The organism is Mycolicibacterium brisbanense (assembly GCF_001570425.1).
GTDB lineage: Bacteria > Actinomycetota > Actinomycetes > Mycobacteriales > Mycobacteriaceae > Mycobacterium > Mycobacterium brisbanense.
In genome coordinates, this window is record NZ_BCSX01000036.1 from 1 (window position 1) to 14069 (window position 14069).

General features: G+C 65.9%; 20 protein-coding genes. 9 read left to right on the forward strand and 11 right to left on the reverse strand.

The genetic code is table 11. The features are described from left to right. The coding region (locus RMCB_RS20560) for an IS3 family transposase (RefSeq protein ID WP_267887333.1) at positions 1–153 on the forward strand (153 nt) is incomplete at its 5' end. Between the two features lie 256 nt (positions 154–409). Here RMCB_RS20560 and RMCB_RS35885 read toward each other — a convergent pair. The 4 genes from RMCB_RS35885 to RMCB_RS20580 form a co-directional block, all read right to left on the reverse strand. Beyond that, entirely contained in the window at positions 410–958 is a 549-nt protein-coding gene (locus RMCB_RS35885; RefSeq protein ID WP_131805560.1) for a hypothetical protein, read from the reverse strand. 2 nt (positions 959–960) lie between these two features. After that, positions 961–2316: a lysozyme family protein gene (locus tag RMCB_RS36635; RefSeq protein ID WP_063979652.1), complete on the reverse strand. Its 1356-nt coding sequence runs from the start codon at positions 2314–2316 to the stop codon at positions 961–963. A gap of 29 nt (positions 2317–2345) precedes the next feature. Next, positions 2346–2627 (reverse strand): hypothetical protein, encoded by a 282-nt coding sequence (locus RMCB_RS20575; protein WP_062830300.1) that lies wholly within the window; start codon positions 2625–2627, stop codon positions 2346–2348. 197 nt (positions 2628–2824) lie between these two features. Continuing rightward, on the reverse strand, positions 2825–3451 hold the full coding sequence (locus RMCB_RS20580; protein WP_062830301.1) for a type 2 periplasmic-binding domain-containing protein: 627 nt from the start codon (positions 3449–3451) through the stop codon (positions 2825–2827). A 44-nt stretch (positions 3452–3495) separates the two neighbouring features. Between RMCB_RS20580 and RMCB_RS20585 the strand changes: the two genes are divergently transcribed. Then, positions 3496–4404 (forward strand): RNase A-like domain-containing protein, encoded by a 909-nt coding sequence (locus RMCB_RS20585; RefSeq protein WP_062830302.1) that lies wholly within the window; start codon positions 3496–3498, stop codon positions 4402–4404. After that, positions 4401–4733 (forward strand): contact-dependent growth inhibition system immunity protein, encoded by a 333-nt coding sequence (locus RMCB_RS20590; protein ID WP_062830303.1) that lies wholly within the window; start codon positions 4401–4403, stop codon positions 4731–4733. The genes RMCB_RS20585 and RMCB_RS20590 overlap by 4 nt, the downstream gene beginning before the upstream one ends. Positions 4734–4964: 231 nt before the next feature. On the opposite strand, the gene RMCB_RS20595 is transcribed toward RMCB_RS20590, so the two are convergent. The 4 genes from RMCB_RS20595 to RMCB_RS20610 form a co-directional block, all read right to left on the reverse strand. Beyond that, positions 4965–5486: a GNAT family N-acetyltransferase gene (locus RMCB_RS20595; protein ID WP_062830304.1), complete on the reverse strand. Its 522-nt coding sequence runs from the start codon at positions 5484–5486 to the stop codon at positions 4965–4967. Positions 5487–5559: 73 nt separating this feature from the next. Beyond that, complete coding sequence (locus RMCB_RS20600) at positions 5560–6231, reverse strand: hypothetical protein (protein ID WP_062830305.1); 672 nt, start codon at positions 6229–6231, stop codon at positions 5560–5562. 57 nt (positions 6232–6288) lie between these two features. Continuing rightward, positions 6289–6501 (reverse strand): hypothetical protein, encoded by a 213-nt coding sequence (locus RMCB_RS20605; protein ID WP_062830306.1) that lies wholly within the window; start codon positions 6499–6501, stop codon positions 6289–6291. Between the two features lie 57 nt (positions 6502–6558). Continuing rightward, positions 6559–7761, reverse strand: a complete 1203-nt coding sequence (locus RMCB_RS20610) for a benzoate/H(+) symporter BenE family transporter (RefSeq protein WP_062830307.1) — start codon at positions 7759–7761, stop codon at positions 6559–6561. 57 nt (positions 7762–7818) lie between these two features. On the opposite strand from RMCB_RS20610, the gene RMCB_RS20615 reads away from it, so the two are divergent. The 3 genes from RMCB_RS20615 to RMCB_RS20625 all read left to right on the forward strand — a co-directional run bounded on the left by RMCB_RS20615 (position 7819) and on the right by RMCB_RS20625 (position 9403). Next, positions 7819–8334 carry a type II toxin-antitoxin system RelB family anti-toxin gene (locus tag RMCB_RS20615; RefSeq protein WP_062830308.1) on the forward strand — a complete coding sequence of 172 codons (516 nt, stop codon included), beginning with the start codon at positions 7819–7821 and terminating at the stop codon, positions 8332–8334. A 198-nt stretch (positions 8335–8532) separates the two neighbouring features. Then, on the forward strand, positions 8533–8793 hold the full coding sequence (locus RMCB_RS36065; RefSeq protein ID WP_308213631.1) for a hypothetical protein: 261 nt from the start codon (positions 8533–8535) through the stop codon (positions 8791–8793). An 82-nt stretch (positions 8794–8875) separates the two neighbouring features. Next, entirely contained in the window at positions 8876–9403 is a 528-nt protein-coding gene (locus RMCB_RS20625; protein ID WP_062830309.1) for a nitroreductase family protein, read from the forward strand. Positions 9404–9437: 34 nt separating this feature from the next. On the opposite strand, the gene RMCB_RS20630 is transcribed toward RMCB_RS20625, so the two are convergent. After that, positions 9438–10352 carry a LysR family transcriptional regulator gene (locus RMCB_RS20630; RefSeq protein WP_062830310.1) on the reverse strand — a complete coding sequence of 305 codons (915 nt, stop codon included), beginning with the start codon at positions 10350–10352 and terminating at the stop codon, positions 9438–9440. 72 nt (positions 10353–10424) lie between these two features. Between RMCB_RS20630 and RMCB_RS20635 the strand changes: the two genes are divergently transcribed. The 3 genes from RMCB_RS20635 (at position 10425) to RMCB_RS20645 (ending at position 13239) form a co-directional block, all read left to right on the forward strand. After that, complete coding sequence (locus tag RMCB_RS20635; RefSeq protein ID WP_062830311.1) at positions 10425–11483, forward strand: YeiH family protein; 1059 nt, start codon at positions 10425–10427, stop codon at positions 11481–11483. A 91-nt stretch (positions 11484–11574) separates the two neighbouring features. Further along, the gene (locus tag RMCB_RS20640) at positions 11575–12633 is read left to right on the forward strand and encodes an alcohol dehydrogenase catalytic domain-containing protein (RefSeq protein WP_062830312.1); all 1059 of its coding nucleotides are present in this window, start codon (positions 11575–11577) and stop codon (positions 12631–12633) included. A gap of 9 nt (positions 12634–12642) precedes the next feature. Then, positions 12643–13239, forward strand: coding sequence for a TetR/AcrR family transcriptional regulator (locus tag RMCB_RS20645; protein ID WP_062830313.1), 597 nt, complete (start codon positions 12643–12645; stop codon positions 13237–13239). 8 nt (positions 13240–13247) lie between these two features. On the opposite strand, the gene RMCB_RS36985 is transcribed toward RMCB_RS20645, so the two are convergent. Next, a complete protein-coding gene (locus RMCB_RS36985; RefSeq protein WP_072278516.1) occupies positions 13248–13481 on the reverse strand; it encodes a DUF202 domain-containing protein in 234 nt (77 codons plus the stop codon). 9 nt (positions 13482–13490) lie between these two features. Further along, on the reverse strand, positions 13491–14069 hold a 579-nt coding region (locus tag RMCB_RS20655; protein WP_062830314.1), incomplete at its 5' end, for an MspA family porin.

Sequence of the window (14069 nt, forward strand, 5' to 3'; positions counted from 1 at the left end):
TACCGTCACACCTTTGCCACTATGGCGGAACTCGTTGCAGCCATTGACAATTGGATGCACTTCTATAACAATCGGAGACGCCACTCAGCGATTGGAATGCTCAGCCCCATCGCGTACGAACAATCACTCACCACGGCCGGCCAGGCCGCATAACCCCTGTCCACTTTTCGGGGGGAACCTCAGACCGCAGGCGAAGCCTGCGGTCTCGCGCCTGTCACCGTACAGATCGAATCGTGGCCAGGTAGTAGCACGTTCGGCGGTACTGAAAAGTGAAACCCCAAACACCCCCAGAAGCGGACCCCCATACGATCAAACATCGACCACTAGGCCATCTTGATTTCTGGGGCAGCTCAGCTGCAGCAGTCAGTGCTGCAAGTGTGGCCGAGCATCTCGCAAATCCATGGGGCGCTTAGCGCGCCGTTGATCCAGCCGGGTCGATCGTGAAGCTGTGGCCCCCGTGCGCGCAGGTGATGACCGGGCCACTCACGTTGCACTCGCCTAACGGTGCGGACAGCGACGAACCCGATGGCAGCAATCGGCCGAATCTGGTGGCGTCGAAGGGATTTCCGAACGGCTTCAGTTGGGTATCCGACCACGCAAGCTGGGCCCTGGCGTCGGTGATCGTGGCCACGGTGTACTTGGACCGCGTTCCCGGCAGTGGTGCCCCCATGCAGGCGATGGTCTTTGAGATGATGCAGCTGATGTTGCTGTCGGTGTAGAAGCGCCACCCGCCGCCGCCGTGCACCTCGTAGTCCTGTGGGTTGACCGCCGCGCCCGTCAGCGTCGGCGAAGGAGTCGGCGGGGCGTTGCTTGGGGGAGTCGACGCTGCTGCGGGTGTGGTCGGGTCCGGCGACGACTGCTGAGGAGAATCCGCTGATGCGCACGCAGACAAGGCGACCAGCGCGGCGAGTGTGAGTGATGCCGCTACAGGCAGGCGAGCTGTGAGGATCATTGACACCCTTACATCGTGCCCAAGGTTGGGGGCGGTATCGAAGGATTGAGCTGGAATTTGGGGACATGCTCGGTCAGGATTTTCGATGCGTACCCGCCGTATTCCGGATTGTTGGCCTCGGCGTTGAGCACACCGTCGTATGACGCGCCGCCGTTGTATCCGTCGAGCATGAGTTTGGTGTCCGACAGCCCAAGGCTTGCGGTGCGTGGGTCGGCATGGATCGCGCCGAGCACCTGGCGGTCGTAGCGTCCCTGAGCTTCGAGGGCAAGCTCAGGGACGGTGCGCGGGTCCACAGTCGCGAGATTCGGTGTGCTGGCGTCGGCGTCGAAGTTGGTTATTGGGTGATCGGGCATGAGGTTATTCCATGTGCCAGAGGTGAATTGGCCAAGTCCACGCCCGTCGTCGTTACTGCGTGTGCCGTCGGAGTTGTAGTACGGATGTTCGCCGAAGCCTGTCCACAGTTTTGGGTCCCAGGTGCCGCCGGTCTCCTCGTCAATTTGGGCCGCGAGGATTTCTGGTGGAATGCCACTGTCCATCGCAGATTTCACGATCGCTTTGGTCCACGCCTTACGTGTTGCGTCGTCAACGTTCCCGCCACCCACCGCAGCGGCGTTGAAGTTGGACAGAAAGTTCTCTGGCACCGTGTATTTGGTGTCGTAGGCCAGGTTCAGCGCCGCCATGATCCGTTCGGGCGTCATGGGGATCAGCTGCCCGTCCGACCCGCGTACTTGACCCTGGCCATACAGGAACGCTTCGGCGAGTTTCTCGGTGTCGTCTTTGCCGTCGCCGTCGATGTCCACACCTGTTTTGAACTTGGCTGCCTGCACGATACCGTTGCTGCGTCCATCGTCATCGAACCGAAGCTCTTGAAGCTCAGTTGCTTTCGACTGCAACCGCTGGCCGACCAGAGCGTCGGCCGCCGCGAGTTGTTCGGCGTTCCAGCGGATGTTCTCGGAGTGCACCGACGCGGCGGTGAAGCGGACTTGAGTATTCGCAAGGTCGACCCTGCGGGTATCGCGAACGGACAAGTCCTCTCCCACACGAAACCCGTCGTCTTCGGCCTCGGTGATAGCCTCGATCGCCTTGCGCTGCGCGGCAGTGATGTCGCCAGCGCCGTTCTCGGCGATATCGGCCGCCTCACGCAGGACGCTGCCGTGGTTGCCCACAACGGAAACATCGCGACTGACGCGATCAAGCGCGGCATCCTTGGCGGCACCCTCCCACGTTGAGCCGCCGGGTGAGGCGATGTTCTGTCGATGCTCATCGAACAGGGCCTCGGACGCCGTGGCCGCTGCGCGCCAGCCTGTGGCGGCGTCGGCCAGGTGCGCAGTACTCCACTCTTCGATCTGCGAGCGCGTCGGCACAACGCCTCCCGAGACCGAAGGCGCAGCGCTCATATACCCACCGTCGCGATCGCCTGAGCGCCATCGTCGTCGGCGGTGTCGTAGCGGGCACCGCTGGTTGTCAGAGCATCGGCCTGACCGGTGACCCGGTGTGACTGGATGCGCTGCACGGATCGCAGGGCTGCATTGACCGCAGCGACTCCGGCCCCGCTGGGCGCAGAGGTAAGCGGGCCGTCGGTCGCCGCTCCCGATAGAGCCGTTGCAACCGCGCCTTCGCTGCTCGCCGCCGCCATTCTCAGGCCTGCCGCGTCGACTTCCAGATCGTTTGCCATGCCATCCCCCAAACTGGCCCAACTCACTGGAGTAGACACTACCGCAGGGTTGCTCGATGGGGTCGACCACTGGGCCGCCCCTAAAACACATTGGCGACATGCTTGCGATGGACAGGGTCAAGTGATCGCAAGTTCGTACGCCGTCAGCCCGACCTAGGTTCCATGCGGATAGCCCGCCGAGCTGTCAGTGGAGCACTTTACGATTCGCCGTCGCCGGATGATCCTTCCACCGGTGGGTCGCTGGGCCTGGGCCAGTTCCGAATGACGTGGAGAAAAAAGCCATCCTCGATATCAACATTCACGGTGAATTGTGAACCATCTTGGCCACGGTAAATATAGAGGCCATTGGAGCCGCTCAACCCCGAGCTGACGGCCTCCAATTCATTGCCCGGCACGCCGAACATTCCCTCAATCTGAGTCCGTGCCATTTGATCGCCGCCGGATGCGAGCATCGCGCGCATTTCGGCCTGTAGGGCCTCCTGGGTGGCCTTTGGACGCGCCCCTAATCGGCTTATTAGCTTGGGCTTCATGACATCCCATAGGGCGGCGGCGACGACGTTCTGCGCGAGATTCATGGCCACGGTCACGGCGAATGCGATATCGACAGGCCCGGGCACCCAATGACCGCCGAGGTGGGGAACATCACTTGCCTCAATGACCGGCTCGGGAGTCGACAAGCCAGCCTCTCGAAGAGAGTCTTTCAGGATGTCTTCGAGAGGACCGCGCAGCTCTGGCGCGTATGTTGACGGGCCATCCGCAGGCATGAGTACGGCCGTCTCCACAAGCTCGCCTTCGGGTGACCTGACGATAAGCCCTACGCGCATCGATCAAGTGTCCGTCGCGCACGCCTGAACCGCCACGGGATGGGGTGTTCGACGCTCGCCGCGAACTCACCGAGCAGACGAAGGCCCTGCAGGACCTCAACAGCGCTGTGGTCGCCAACGGCGGCAAGCCGATACCCATTCCGGCGCTGCCCACCGACGCCGATGTGCAGGCCTTCCCGCCGAAACCGTCGGCGTTCGCCGAGGGCAGCCGCGCGCTGAGCGAGGGCAGCCTCGGCCTGATCCCGGACGTCGCCAAAGACCTTCACACGATCAACAACTGGGACCAGGCGTCCGGGGCCGACAAGCTCCAAGCAGGGCTCGACGCCGCCGGGTTACTCCCCATCCCGGGCTCCAAGTTGCTCGGTGAAGGACTGGAGCACGCCCTACCCGGGATCGCCCACCATCTCGACGACATCCCCGCGCCGCACGCGCACGCCGACGCACCAGCTGCGGGCCACGCTGACGCACCACCGGTGGAGCACACCGTTGAGGCGCCACCTCTGGAGCACCATGCGACACCTGACACACCGGTTGAGCACCACTCCGGAGGTGACACAGGGCATGTCGTACCGCACGGCGTCGACGACACCGGCGCACTCTTGGCCGCGAGCGAAGCCACGGGCGGACACCTGATCGATCGACATGTTGGCCAGACATTCGAGGATCTCTCCGGGCGCTTGGATTCCACGCGGTTGCCAGTGGTCTCGTCATTCGGTACCACCGACGAGGCAGCGTCGGCCGTCAGTACCGCGCTCCAACATAATCAACAGGTGGTTGACCAATGGATTTCGAATGGCGCCACCGGGAAGCTCGAGCTCGATGCGCCGTTCAACGGCGGGGAGGTGCTACGCCGTGGATCAACTGAATTGGTAGCGGGAACCGGCGTTAGAGTGGTTCTCAAAGGCGATGGAACAGGTGGATGGTACGTGTTGACAGGATTCCCGACACCATGAACGACGGTTCGATCTCGACGGACTTGTATCAGTTCTTCGCGGCGTATTTTCACCAGGATTGGGATCTTGAAGCCGATGACTGGCAAGGAATCGTCGACGACTACGTCGCAGATCACCCTGCTGGCGAGCGCTTGCAGGCATTGGCTCAGGAGATTGACGGCCTGCGAGCGGACCGTTCGGAGTCAGGCCTGGAACAGTTTCTCGTGAACACTGTCGGCGTCTACTACGTCCCGGAGCCAGTGGCCTACAAGGAATGGCTGGCGCAGATCGCCGACCGACTACGCAAGCGCGCCACGGAGGTTGGGGCCGGCAACGCAGCCCAGCGCTGATCATTTTGTGGGAGCTGGAATATACGTGCCACGTCACCGGTCGGCCGACAGGTCGATGCCCTCATGTCCTGAGCGGGCCGGCGGATGCTGGCCCGCCAACAAACACAACTACCGACGCATATGACGCGGCGGTGCGGGAGAAGGGGTGAAGCCCAGCGCTGACCGAAGAGCGCGGCGTACGCGGCGCGGCGGCCTAGACATCCCTTGCGTCAGAGTCCACCTGGGCAGTCGTCACACTCGTGCTCTCCCAAGCACCCGTTGATAGCGGACCTCGTCAATTGCGTTGTCGCCGATGGCATCTGTTCGATGGGAGCCGTCCCACTGCCACCCGGCCAGTTCATAGAAGCGGCGGGCGCGCACATTTCCGGAGAGAACCCACAGCGATGCCACGTGATGCCCCTGGCAGCTCAGGTGGTCGCAACCCGCATCGATGAGCAAACGTCCGATCCCGCCACTCCATCTGGAGGGATCGACGTAGATCGCCCAGATCTCCCCGCCGCCTTGCAGATCTTCGTCGCGGCAGGAGCCCGTGGTGACGTGACCGCAAATCGCGTCTCCGTCGACGGCGACCTGGGTGAACGGGCCGGCGGGGTCCATGTGTTGAAAGCCATAGCGGCTGGCCCTGTCTTCGGGTCGGATCGCATCGAGAAAGTCCTGCGGGAGAAGACCTTTGTAGCCCACTTGCCATGACCGCACGTGAGCCTGTGCGACGGCCAACTCGTCACCAGCCACTGCCTGCCTGACGTGAATCATCAGTCGATCGTGGCAGTTTGACCCGACTGTCTCAAAGGATTATCGCGACCGTTCTTCGCGCAGAGTCGGCGACTCAGGAGCCAACTCCGGGTCGTCTGCGCCGCAGTAAGGCAACCACGACGGCGGCGATGATGCTCAGACCGATCAGGCCACCGCCGACGATGGTGCATGCGACTCCACCGAATATGCCACCCGCACCTGGGTTTTCGCCGATGCGGAAACGGTCGGAGGCTTCGCCGACGCATCGAATGTCGTAATTCCCGGCCTCTTTCGCGCTGACGTTGAGGACGGCCTGCCACCCGTTGATGATCAAGGTGCCCTCGTAGGTGTCGATCGCGGTGCCACCGGAGTCGTTCCGGAACTGGCAGCGGACCGAATGCGCACCGGACTGCGTGTGTGCGAATACGGTCTGGCTGACGCCGGGCCGGAGCGTGACGGTCGTGGAGTCACCGCTGGTGAACTCGTTGGCGTTGCCGGGCAGGGCGGCGGTGGTGTGTACGAGTAGCCCAATGCCTGTCGCGAGGAGTGCGATCCCGACGACGGCGAGCGCTACGGCGATGGTGTACCAGCGTTTGCTTGGCGGAGGCTTGGATGGTGCGCCCGCCGGAGCCGGCCACGGATGGGCGGAGGGCGGGATGCCCTGTCCGGGAATGGGTCCCGGGTTGGGTGGCTGGCTATGCCACGGCTGATGGAACCCGCCGTTGTCCGGGCCGGCTTGGTAAGGCGACGGTCCACCTGATGTCATCGTATGAGCCTAAGCGAGGCGAATCCGGTGCCCGTGCACCAAGTTGTCCATAGGGCCTTACCGTGGCGGCTGCCACGGCCAGGTACCTTCCTTGAGACGCCATCTGACGAACACGACGGTGAACACCAGCGCCGAAAGCCACAGCGCCGCGGTCCATTGCATGCCGAACGACAGCATGGCAAGGAATATCACGACGGGTGCGACAACCAGCATGACGAAGCGCGCCACGCGGACGCGTCGTTGGCGAACGGCCTCGAAGTCTTCGGTCACGTCTGCGACCCTACCGACGCGCAAACTGGCTTCCCTGCACCAATTTCGCGAAATCGGTTATCCGCGCGGCGTTGACGGTTCAGGAGCGGGTTGCGGCGCTGGTCGCAGCACCCGGTGTGCAATCACGCCGATCACCAGAGCCCAGAATGCCGCACCGATGCCGGCCACCGTCGTCCCCGAGGCTGCGACGACCAGCGTGACCGCCGCGGGTACTCGCGCCGACTCGTCGGCCATGGCGCCGGCGCAGGCACCCGCGAAGGCACTGAGCAGCGCCACACCGGCAACGGCCTGCACGACGCCGGCGGGGGCGGCGAGCACAGCCGCGGTCAGCCCGGTGGACACCAAACCCAGCACGCAGCACACCGCGCCCGTTGTGACGCCGGCGATCCAGCGGCGTCGGGGATTCGGATCGGCTTCGGGTGCGGCTGCCAGCGCCGCACTGATCGCGGCCAGGTTGACGGCATGGCCGCCGAACGGCGTCGCCACCAGGGAGCCGATCCCGGTCACCGTCAGCGCCGGCCGCCAAGGAACGCGGTACCCGAACCCCGCCATGACCGCGACGCCTGGGATGTTCTGCGCCGCCATGGTCACGATGTACAAGGGCAGCGCGATGCCGGTGAGGGCCTGCAGGGTCAGGCTCGGTGCGGTGAGCTGTAGGTGCGGGATCCATGCGGTGGCCGCGGGCACGCTGTGGTGGCGGACCAGCGTCACCGCGATCACCACCAGGGCGGTGCCGAACGCGGCCGGTACCGCCCAGCGCGGCCGGACGGCGAGCATGATCAGCCACACCAACAGCACCGGCGCGATCGCCCCCGGATTGTGGGCCAGGGCGGTGACCGGCGCGATGCACAGCGGAAGCAGCACCCCCGCGAGCATCGCCTGCGCGATCGCCTGGGGAATGCGGGTCACCAGGCGCGCGAGCGCCGGCCAGAGTCCGGTCGCCACCAGCAGCACCGCAGTGAGCGCGAACGCGCCGACCGCGGCCGGCCACCCGCCGGCGACCGCGCCGGTCGTGATCAGCAGTGCCGCGCCGGGCGTCGACCACGCGCTGGTGATCGGCATCCGGAACCGCCACGACAGCACCATCGACGACGCGCCCATCGCCAAACTCACCGCGACCAGGCCCGAGGCGGCCTGCGTCGGATTGGCACCGGCTGCCCGCAGCCCTCCGAGCACGACCGCGAAGGAGGAGGTGAAGCCGACCAGCGCGCACACCACGCCCGCGCTGATCGGGACCGCTTTCGAGACGTCCTGGTTCATCCGCACCCCTCCGTTCTGACTACGGAACGTTCTGTAGACGGAACGTAGCATGGGGGAATGTATGCGGGAGAGGTCGGTCGCCGGCTGCGGGAACTGCGGGTCGAACGCGGTTTGAGCCTGTCCGAACTCGCCCGTCGGGCTGGGGTCGGCAAGGGATCGCTGTCCGAGATCGAGTCGGGCGGGCGTAATCCCACAGTCGAAACCCTATATGCCCTGTGTGAACCCCTCGATGTGCCGCTGACCGCTCTGGTCGGCGAGTCCCCGGGTGTGCACTCGGCCGCTGACGGTGGGATGCGCACGGTGCTGTTGTCGGTGCGGCACCTGCCCCGGGTAACCGTCGAGGTGTTTCGCCTGGAGTTTCCCGATGGCGCCGAGCACATCTCGCCGTCGCACGGCGCGGGCGTGCGCGAGCATCTCACGGTCGTCGACGGCAGGGTGCTGGCCGGCCCGGTCGGGGAGGAGATCCTGATCGAGGAGGGCGCGACGGCGAGCTGGCTCAGCGATCGCCGCCACCGGTTCGCTGCGCTCGGCGGCGCCGCGGAAGCGGTGGTGGTGATCACCACCCCGCGGTGACACCGGGGATAGGGACGCTATTGGGCCGCAGCAGTTTTGGAACCGATAGCCCGTTCGCGGTCCGCATACCGCGAAGTGTTCCTCGCGCCGGTCAACCGTTCTCGGACCAAAGGTGCCGACTTTGCTTGCGCGACTTGGTAATCTGTCAAGGTGGTCAAATCAGGGACAGTCGGTGCGGTGGTTGCTGTGTTGACGTTGATGGCTGCGGGGTCGGCAAGCGCTGATCCGGCAAACCCTGACCCGTTCAACCCCGCTGACTGCTTGGGCAATGCCAATGCCGTCTGCAATGTCGGTCCTTATGGGCCGAACAGCTTGACGAATCCGGCTAACCCGATGAGCCCCCTCAATCCCAACAACCCTGCGAACCCGGCGAGCCCGCTGAATCCGAACAACCCTGCGAACCCGGCGAGCCCGCTGAATCCGAACAATCCGGCCAACCCCTTGAACCCGATGGGCTAGCCGCGCCGAACTGCGAATGCGGGCCCGTTTGCGCACAGGCCGGTTAGCTGTACCTGGCCGCGGATCTGGCAGCGTAGTCGGTATGGATCTCGGCGAACTGGCTCGCCTGATGCGCGCGCCGGCGGTGCGCGCGTTCGACGCTGAGGTGTCGGTGCCCGACGGGGTGGTGAGCGCGATCGTGGACGCCGCGCGGTGGACGGGCTCCGCTCGTAACCGGCAACCCTGGCTCATCGTCCGGGTGAGGTCGGGGGAGTTGCTCAGGGAGATTTCGGAGCTGGGCGCCTACGCGGGATTCGTGCGGGATGCTCCGGTCCTGCTCGTGGTCGCCTCCGCTGACGACGGTTTCTCCGACACCCTCTTCGACTGCGGGCGGCTGGTGCAGTCGCTGCTGCTGGCCGCGGCGGCGGAGGGCCTGCGTGGTTGTCCAGCGACGGTGTTCCCGGATGCCAACGTCAACCGCGTCGCCGAGCTCCTCGGGCTGGAAACAGGATGGCTGCCGCGGCATCTCGTGGCCCTCGGTCACCCCGCGCAGCGACCATCCGTTCGGGGGCGGTCTGCGGTGCCCCGTGGACGCAAGGAGCTGGCGCAGATCTACCGAGACCGGTCGTAACCGAAAACCCAAGTGCCGCAAGTACTGCCAGTACTCAGCGGTTTCGGGGTCCGGCGGCCCGGCCGCTGGCGATCGCCAACAGCGTCGACATCACCGCGCGCGGTGTCGCCGACGCCCGCCACACGGCACGTAGCCGTCGATGTAGGTCGACCCCGGTCACCGGAATCTCCACCAGCCGGCCGTCGCGCAGCTCCGCCGCCACCGCCAGCTCGCTGAGTACCGCTGCGTGTGCGCCGGCGGCCACCATCACTTTGATCGCGGCATTGCTGCCCAGGGTCACCGCCGCGGCGTGTGCCGCCAGCCCCACCTTCGCCAGTGCATGCTCGAAGGTGTCACGGGTGCCCGCGCCGGGCTCACGGATGACCAGCTCCAAGTTCGCCAGTTCGCCTGCCTCGATCGGTTTCCGGCGCCGGGTCAGCGGATGACCGGGCGCCGCGACCAACGCCAACCGATCGGACCGGACCATCCGACTGGTGAGCCCCGCAGGCACCCTCGGACCCTCGACGAACCCAAGGTCGGCGTCGTGCCCCAACACCGCCGTGACGACCCCGGCCGAATTCGCCACGGTCAGGTGCACCGGTTCGCCGGTGTGCTCGCGGACCCGGGCCAGCCAGGCGGGCATCAGATATTCGGCGATGGTCTGGCTACAGGCGACTCGCGCGGTCTGGTCGGCCCGCATCGCCGCCGCACCGGTGAGCAGGTCGTCCATCGCGGCAACCGCGCCGCGGGCCCATTCGGTAACGGCCCGCCCGGCCGGTGTCAGTTCGGCACCGCGGGTGCGGCGATCGAGCAGCTCAAGCCCCAGCCGGCGCTCCAGATTGCGCAGGCGCGCAGATGCGCTGGGCTGACTGATCCGCTCGGCGCGGGCGGCGGCCGAGATCGAGCCGGTGTCAGCGACCGTGATGAGCAATCGAAGTGCGCCGATCGACGGCGCCGGTCCCTGATCCATAGAGTAAGCCTATGGGTAGATAGCCGTCCTGTGGGTACCGGTCGGGCGTCGGCGGCGGGATCGTCGATAGCCATGAGCACCACCGCCATCGACGCCACCCCAACCCGCACCCGCCGCCGGATCGTCAAGGCACTGCCCGGCGCGGCACTCTCGCTCGCGGTCGCCACTGTCGCCACCGTGGTCGGCAGGGTGGTCCCGGTTCTCGGCGGCCCGGTCGCTGCCGTTCTCATCGGCGTGGTCCTGGCCACCTGGCTGCGTCCCGCCAAGCGGTGGCCGACGGTGCCGCACGGCCTGCGGCTCACCGGCGGCCTCGCGCTGCAGACCGCGGTGGTGCTGCTGGGTACCCAGATCTCGCTGCAGCAGGCTTGGCGGGTCGGCGGTTCGGCGCTGCCGGTGATGTGCGCGACGCTGGCCGCGGCATTTGTGTGTGCCTGGCTCTTCGGGCGTTGGTTGAACATCGACCACGACCTGCGCACCCTCATCGGCGTCGGCACCGCTATCTGCGGTGCCTCTGCAATCGCTGCGGTAACCCCGGTGCTCAAACCCAAGCCGAGCGCCGTGGCGTACGCGCTGAGCACGATCTTCCTGTTCAACATCGCGGCCGTGCTCACGTTCCCGGTGCTCGGGCATCTGCTCGACCTCGGTCAGCACACCTTCGGGGTGTTCGCCGGGACGGCGGTGAACGACACCTCGTCGGTGGTGGCTGCCGCCGCGGTTTACGGCGACCAGGCGGCGCACACCGCCGTGGTGGTGAAGCTGACTCGTTCTCTGGCGATCATTCCGGTGGTCATGGTGATCGGTGCGCTGGTGGCCCGCCGCGTCGGTGTTGCCCGCCCCGGTGCGCAGCGACCGAAGGTCCGGAAGTTGGTTCCGTGGTTCCTCGTCGGTTTTGTGGCGCTCGCCGCGGTGAATTCCGTGTGGCCGCTGCCCTCAGCGGTCAGAATCCCGGGTGCCGAACTCGCCGGTCTGCTGATCACGTGGGCGCTGGCAGCGATCGGGCTCTCGACCGATCTGAGCGCACTGCGCCGGACGGGTCTCAAACCGGTGCTGTTGGGTGGGATGCTGTGGATCGTGGTGGCGGGCACCAGCGTCGCGGTGCAGTTCCTCACCACTGCGAGCCTCCAAGCCTGATGTCTCGGCCGTGGTCGGTGCGATGGCGGGATCAACCAACACCTGATCGATGCTATTGTTTGTTGCTCGACAAAGAATAGGACGGTGGGCAATGCGCGCAGCGGTCATTGAGAAGATGGGCCGGCCGTTGGTGGTGCAGGATGTGCCCGCGCCGTATTGCCCAGCTGACGGGGCGATCGTGCGAGTGGTCGCCAACGGCATTTGTCGCACCGACTGGGCGTTGTGGTCAGGTGACTTCTGGGCCGGGGGCCCGGTGGTGACGCCGCCGTTCGTGCTCGGGCATGAGTTCGCCGGAGTCGTCGAGGAAGTCGGCTCCAGGGTCCGCAATTGGCATGTGGGGGATAGGGTTACGTTCCCGATGAACCCCGGTGACGGGACGTGCCCGACGTGCCGTGCTGGGCAGCAGCAGGTGTGCGAGCACGTCGATACGATGGTCCCCGGTGTCTCCTATTGGGGCGCGTTTGCCGAGTACGTTGCGGTTCGGCATGCCGACGTCAACATGGTGGCCCTACCCGATTCGCTGAGTTTCACCGCAGCCGCCAGCCTGGGCTGCCGGTATATCGCGGCCTTTCACGGCGTCGTCAACCAGGCCAGGGTGCGTGCCGGTGAATGGGTCGCAGTGTATGGGGCCGGCGGCGGCGCCGGACTTGCTGCCGTCCAGATCGCGGCGGCCGCCGGCGCGAACGTGATCGCAGTCGACATCAGCGACGACAAGCTCGCCGCGGCGCGACGCGTCGGGGCGGCGCACACTCTGACCGCTGGGCCGAACGCGCCCGCGCAGATTGCCGAGCTGACCCGGGGCGGCGCGCAGGTATCGGTGGACGCGGTCGGCCTGGCGCAGACATGCCAGGCGTCGGTGCGCTCCTTGCGGATCCGTGGGCGCCACCTCCAGCTCGGCCACACCACTGCCGCTCAAAACGGTGAGATCGCCGTGCCGATCGATCTGATGCTGATCAAGGAGCTCGAGTTCGTCAGCGCCTTCGGCATGGCGGGTCACCGGTTCTCCACCATGTTGGCCATGATCGAAGCCGGCCGACTCGACCCCGGTGCTGTCGTGTCGCGCACGGTCAGTCTGACCGAGGCGAGCTCGGTGTTGGAGGCGATGCAATCTTTCGGCACCATCGGCGTCGTGGTGATCGACCGGTTCTGAGGAGACGAAATGGCCGGGAGACCAAGAGAATTCGACAAATATCAGGTGCTCGAGAAGATACAGCAAGTGTTTTGGGATCGCGGCTACGAAAGTACGTCGATGAGTGATCTGGTCGCAGCGACGGGGATAGCTTCGGCCCGGCTGTACGCGGCATACGGGTCGAAGGAGGCACTGTTCCGGGAGACTATCGAGCGGTACGAGCAGCAGGAAGGCGGATTCGCTGACCGCGCGTTGGCGGAGGAGCCGACCTTCCGCCGTGCCATCGAACGGATCTTGCGCGAGGCGGTCGAGGTCTACACCAGCGGCGGTTCACGAGGCTGCATGGTGGTCAGCGCCGCCACAAACTGTTCACCGGCCAATGACGACGTCCGTCGATGGCTCGCCGAGCGCAGGCGTCGCCGCACCGATTCCCTTGTCGAGCGGCTGCGGGCAGCTGTTATCGCCGGTGAGCTGTCCGCCAGTATCGACGTTCAGGCCGTGGGCGACGCGTATGCCGCAGTGCTGCACGGGATCTCGGTTCAGGCCCGAGACGGTGTTCCACGCGAGCGGCTCCTGGCGCTGATCGGGCCGGCGTTGTGCCTGATCGATTGTCATCGACCGGATTAGCGAAACCATCACCCGCGCTTGTCGATACGCCTCCACCGAATCGCGTCGGCGGCGGAGATGAGGATCGCCATCCCTGCGAGTACGACACCGAGAACGCAACCCGACAAGGGGAGCCACGTCGCGAACAGGCACTGAGCGGCGACTGCCCCGATGAGCAAACCGAGAGTCATACCTTGCCGGGCAAGGAATGTCCGCTCGGTCGACAACGCGGTCGCATAGTCGCATCTATGCCGCGGCGACATCGCGCACCATCAGACGGCCTTGGTGATGCCGTAGTAGGCGACGACGTCGTCGGTGTCGGTGGTGGAGCTGGTGAGGGTGGCGTAGGAGCGTAGGAAGGATTGTCCGACGCAGCCGTCGACCTTGATGTGCACATCCTTGAGCGTGACGCGCACCGGTGCTGCCTTGAAGGACTTCTTGTCCACCGAGACGTTGGTGACGGTGCCGGGCTTGGGGTGGATTTCCAGGGTGCCCGACAGCGGCATGCTCACACCGGTGGGGATGATGCCGGCCAGGGTGGATCCGGAGGTGCTCAGGCCGATCGACCCGACCAGACGGACTTGGCCGAGTTCGATGCCGCAGCCGATTTGGTAGCCGGTGTCGAGGGTGCCGCCGGTGAGGGTGGTCGAGCCGCTGCCGGTGACGGTGCCGGTGAAGGTGCCCGCGACGAGGTATTCACGCGAGGACGCGGCGGTGGTCAGCGGCGCAATGGGCAGCTGGCTTTCGTTGGTGGCCGCGACGGTGAGTTTCCAGCCGTCGGGGGTGGTCACGACGCCGGGTTCGGCAGAGGCGACCAGGCCGTTGTCGGGTGGGGGGCCGTCAGCGGCGGG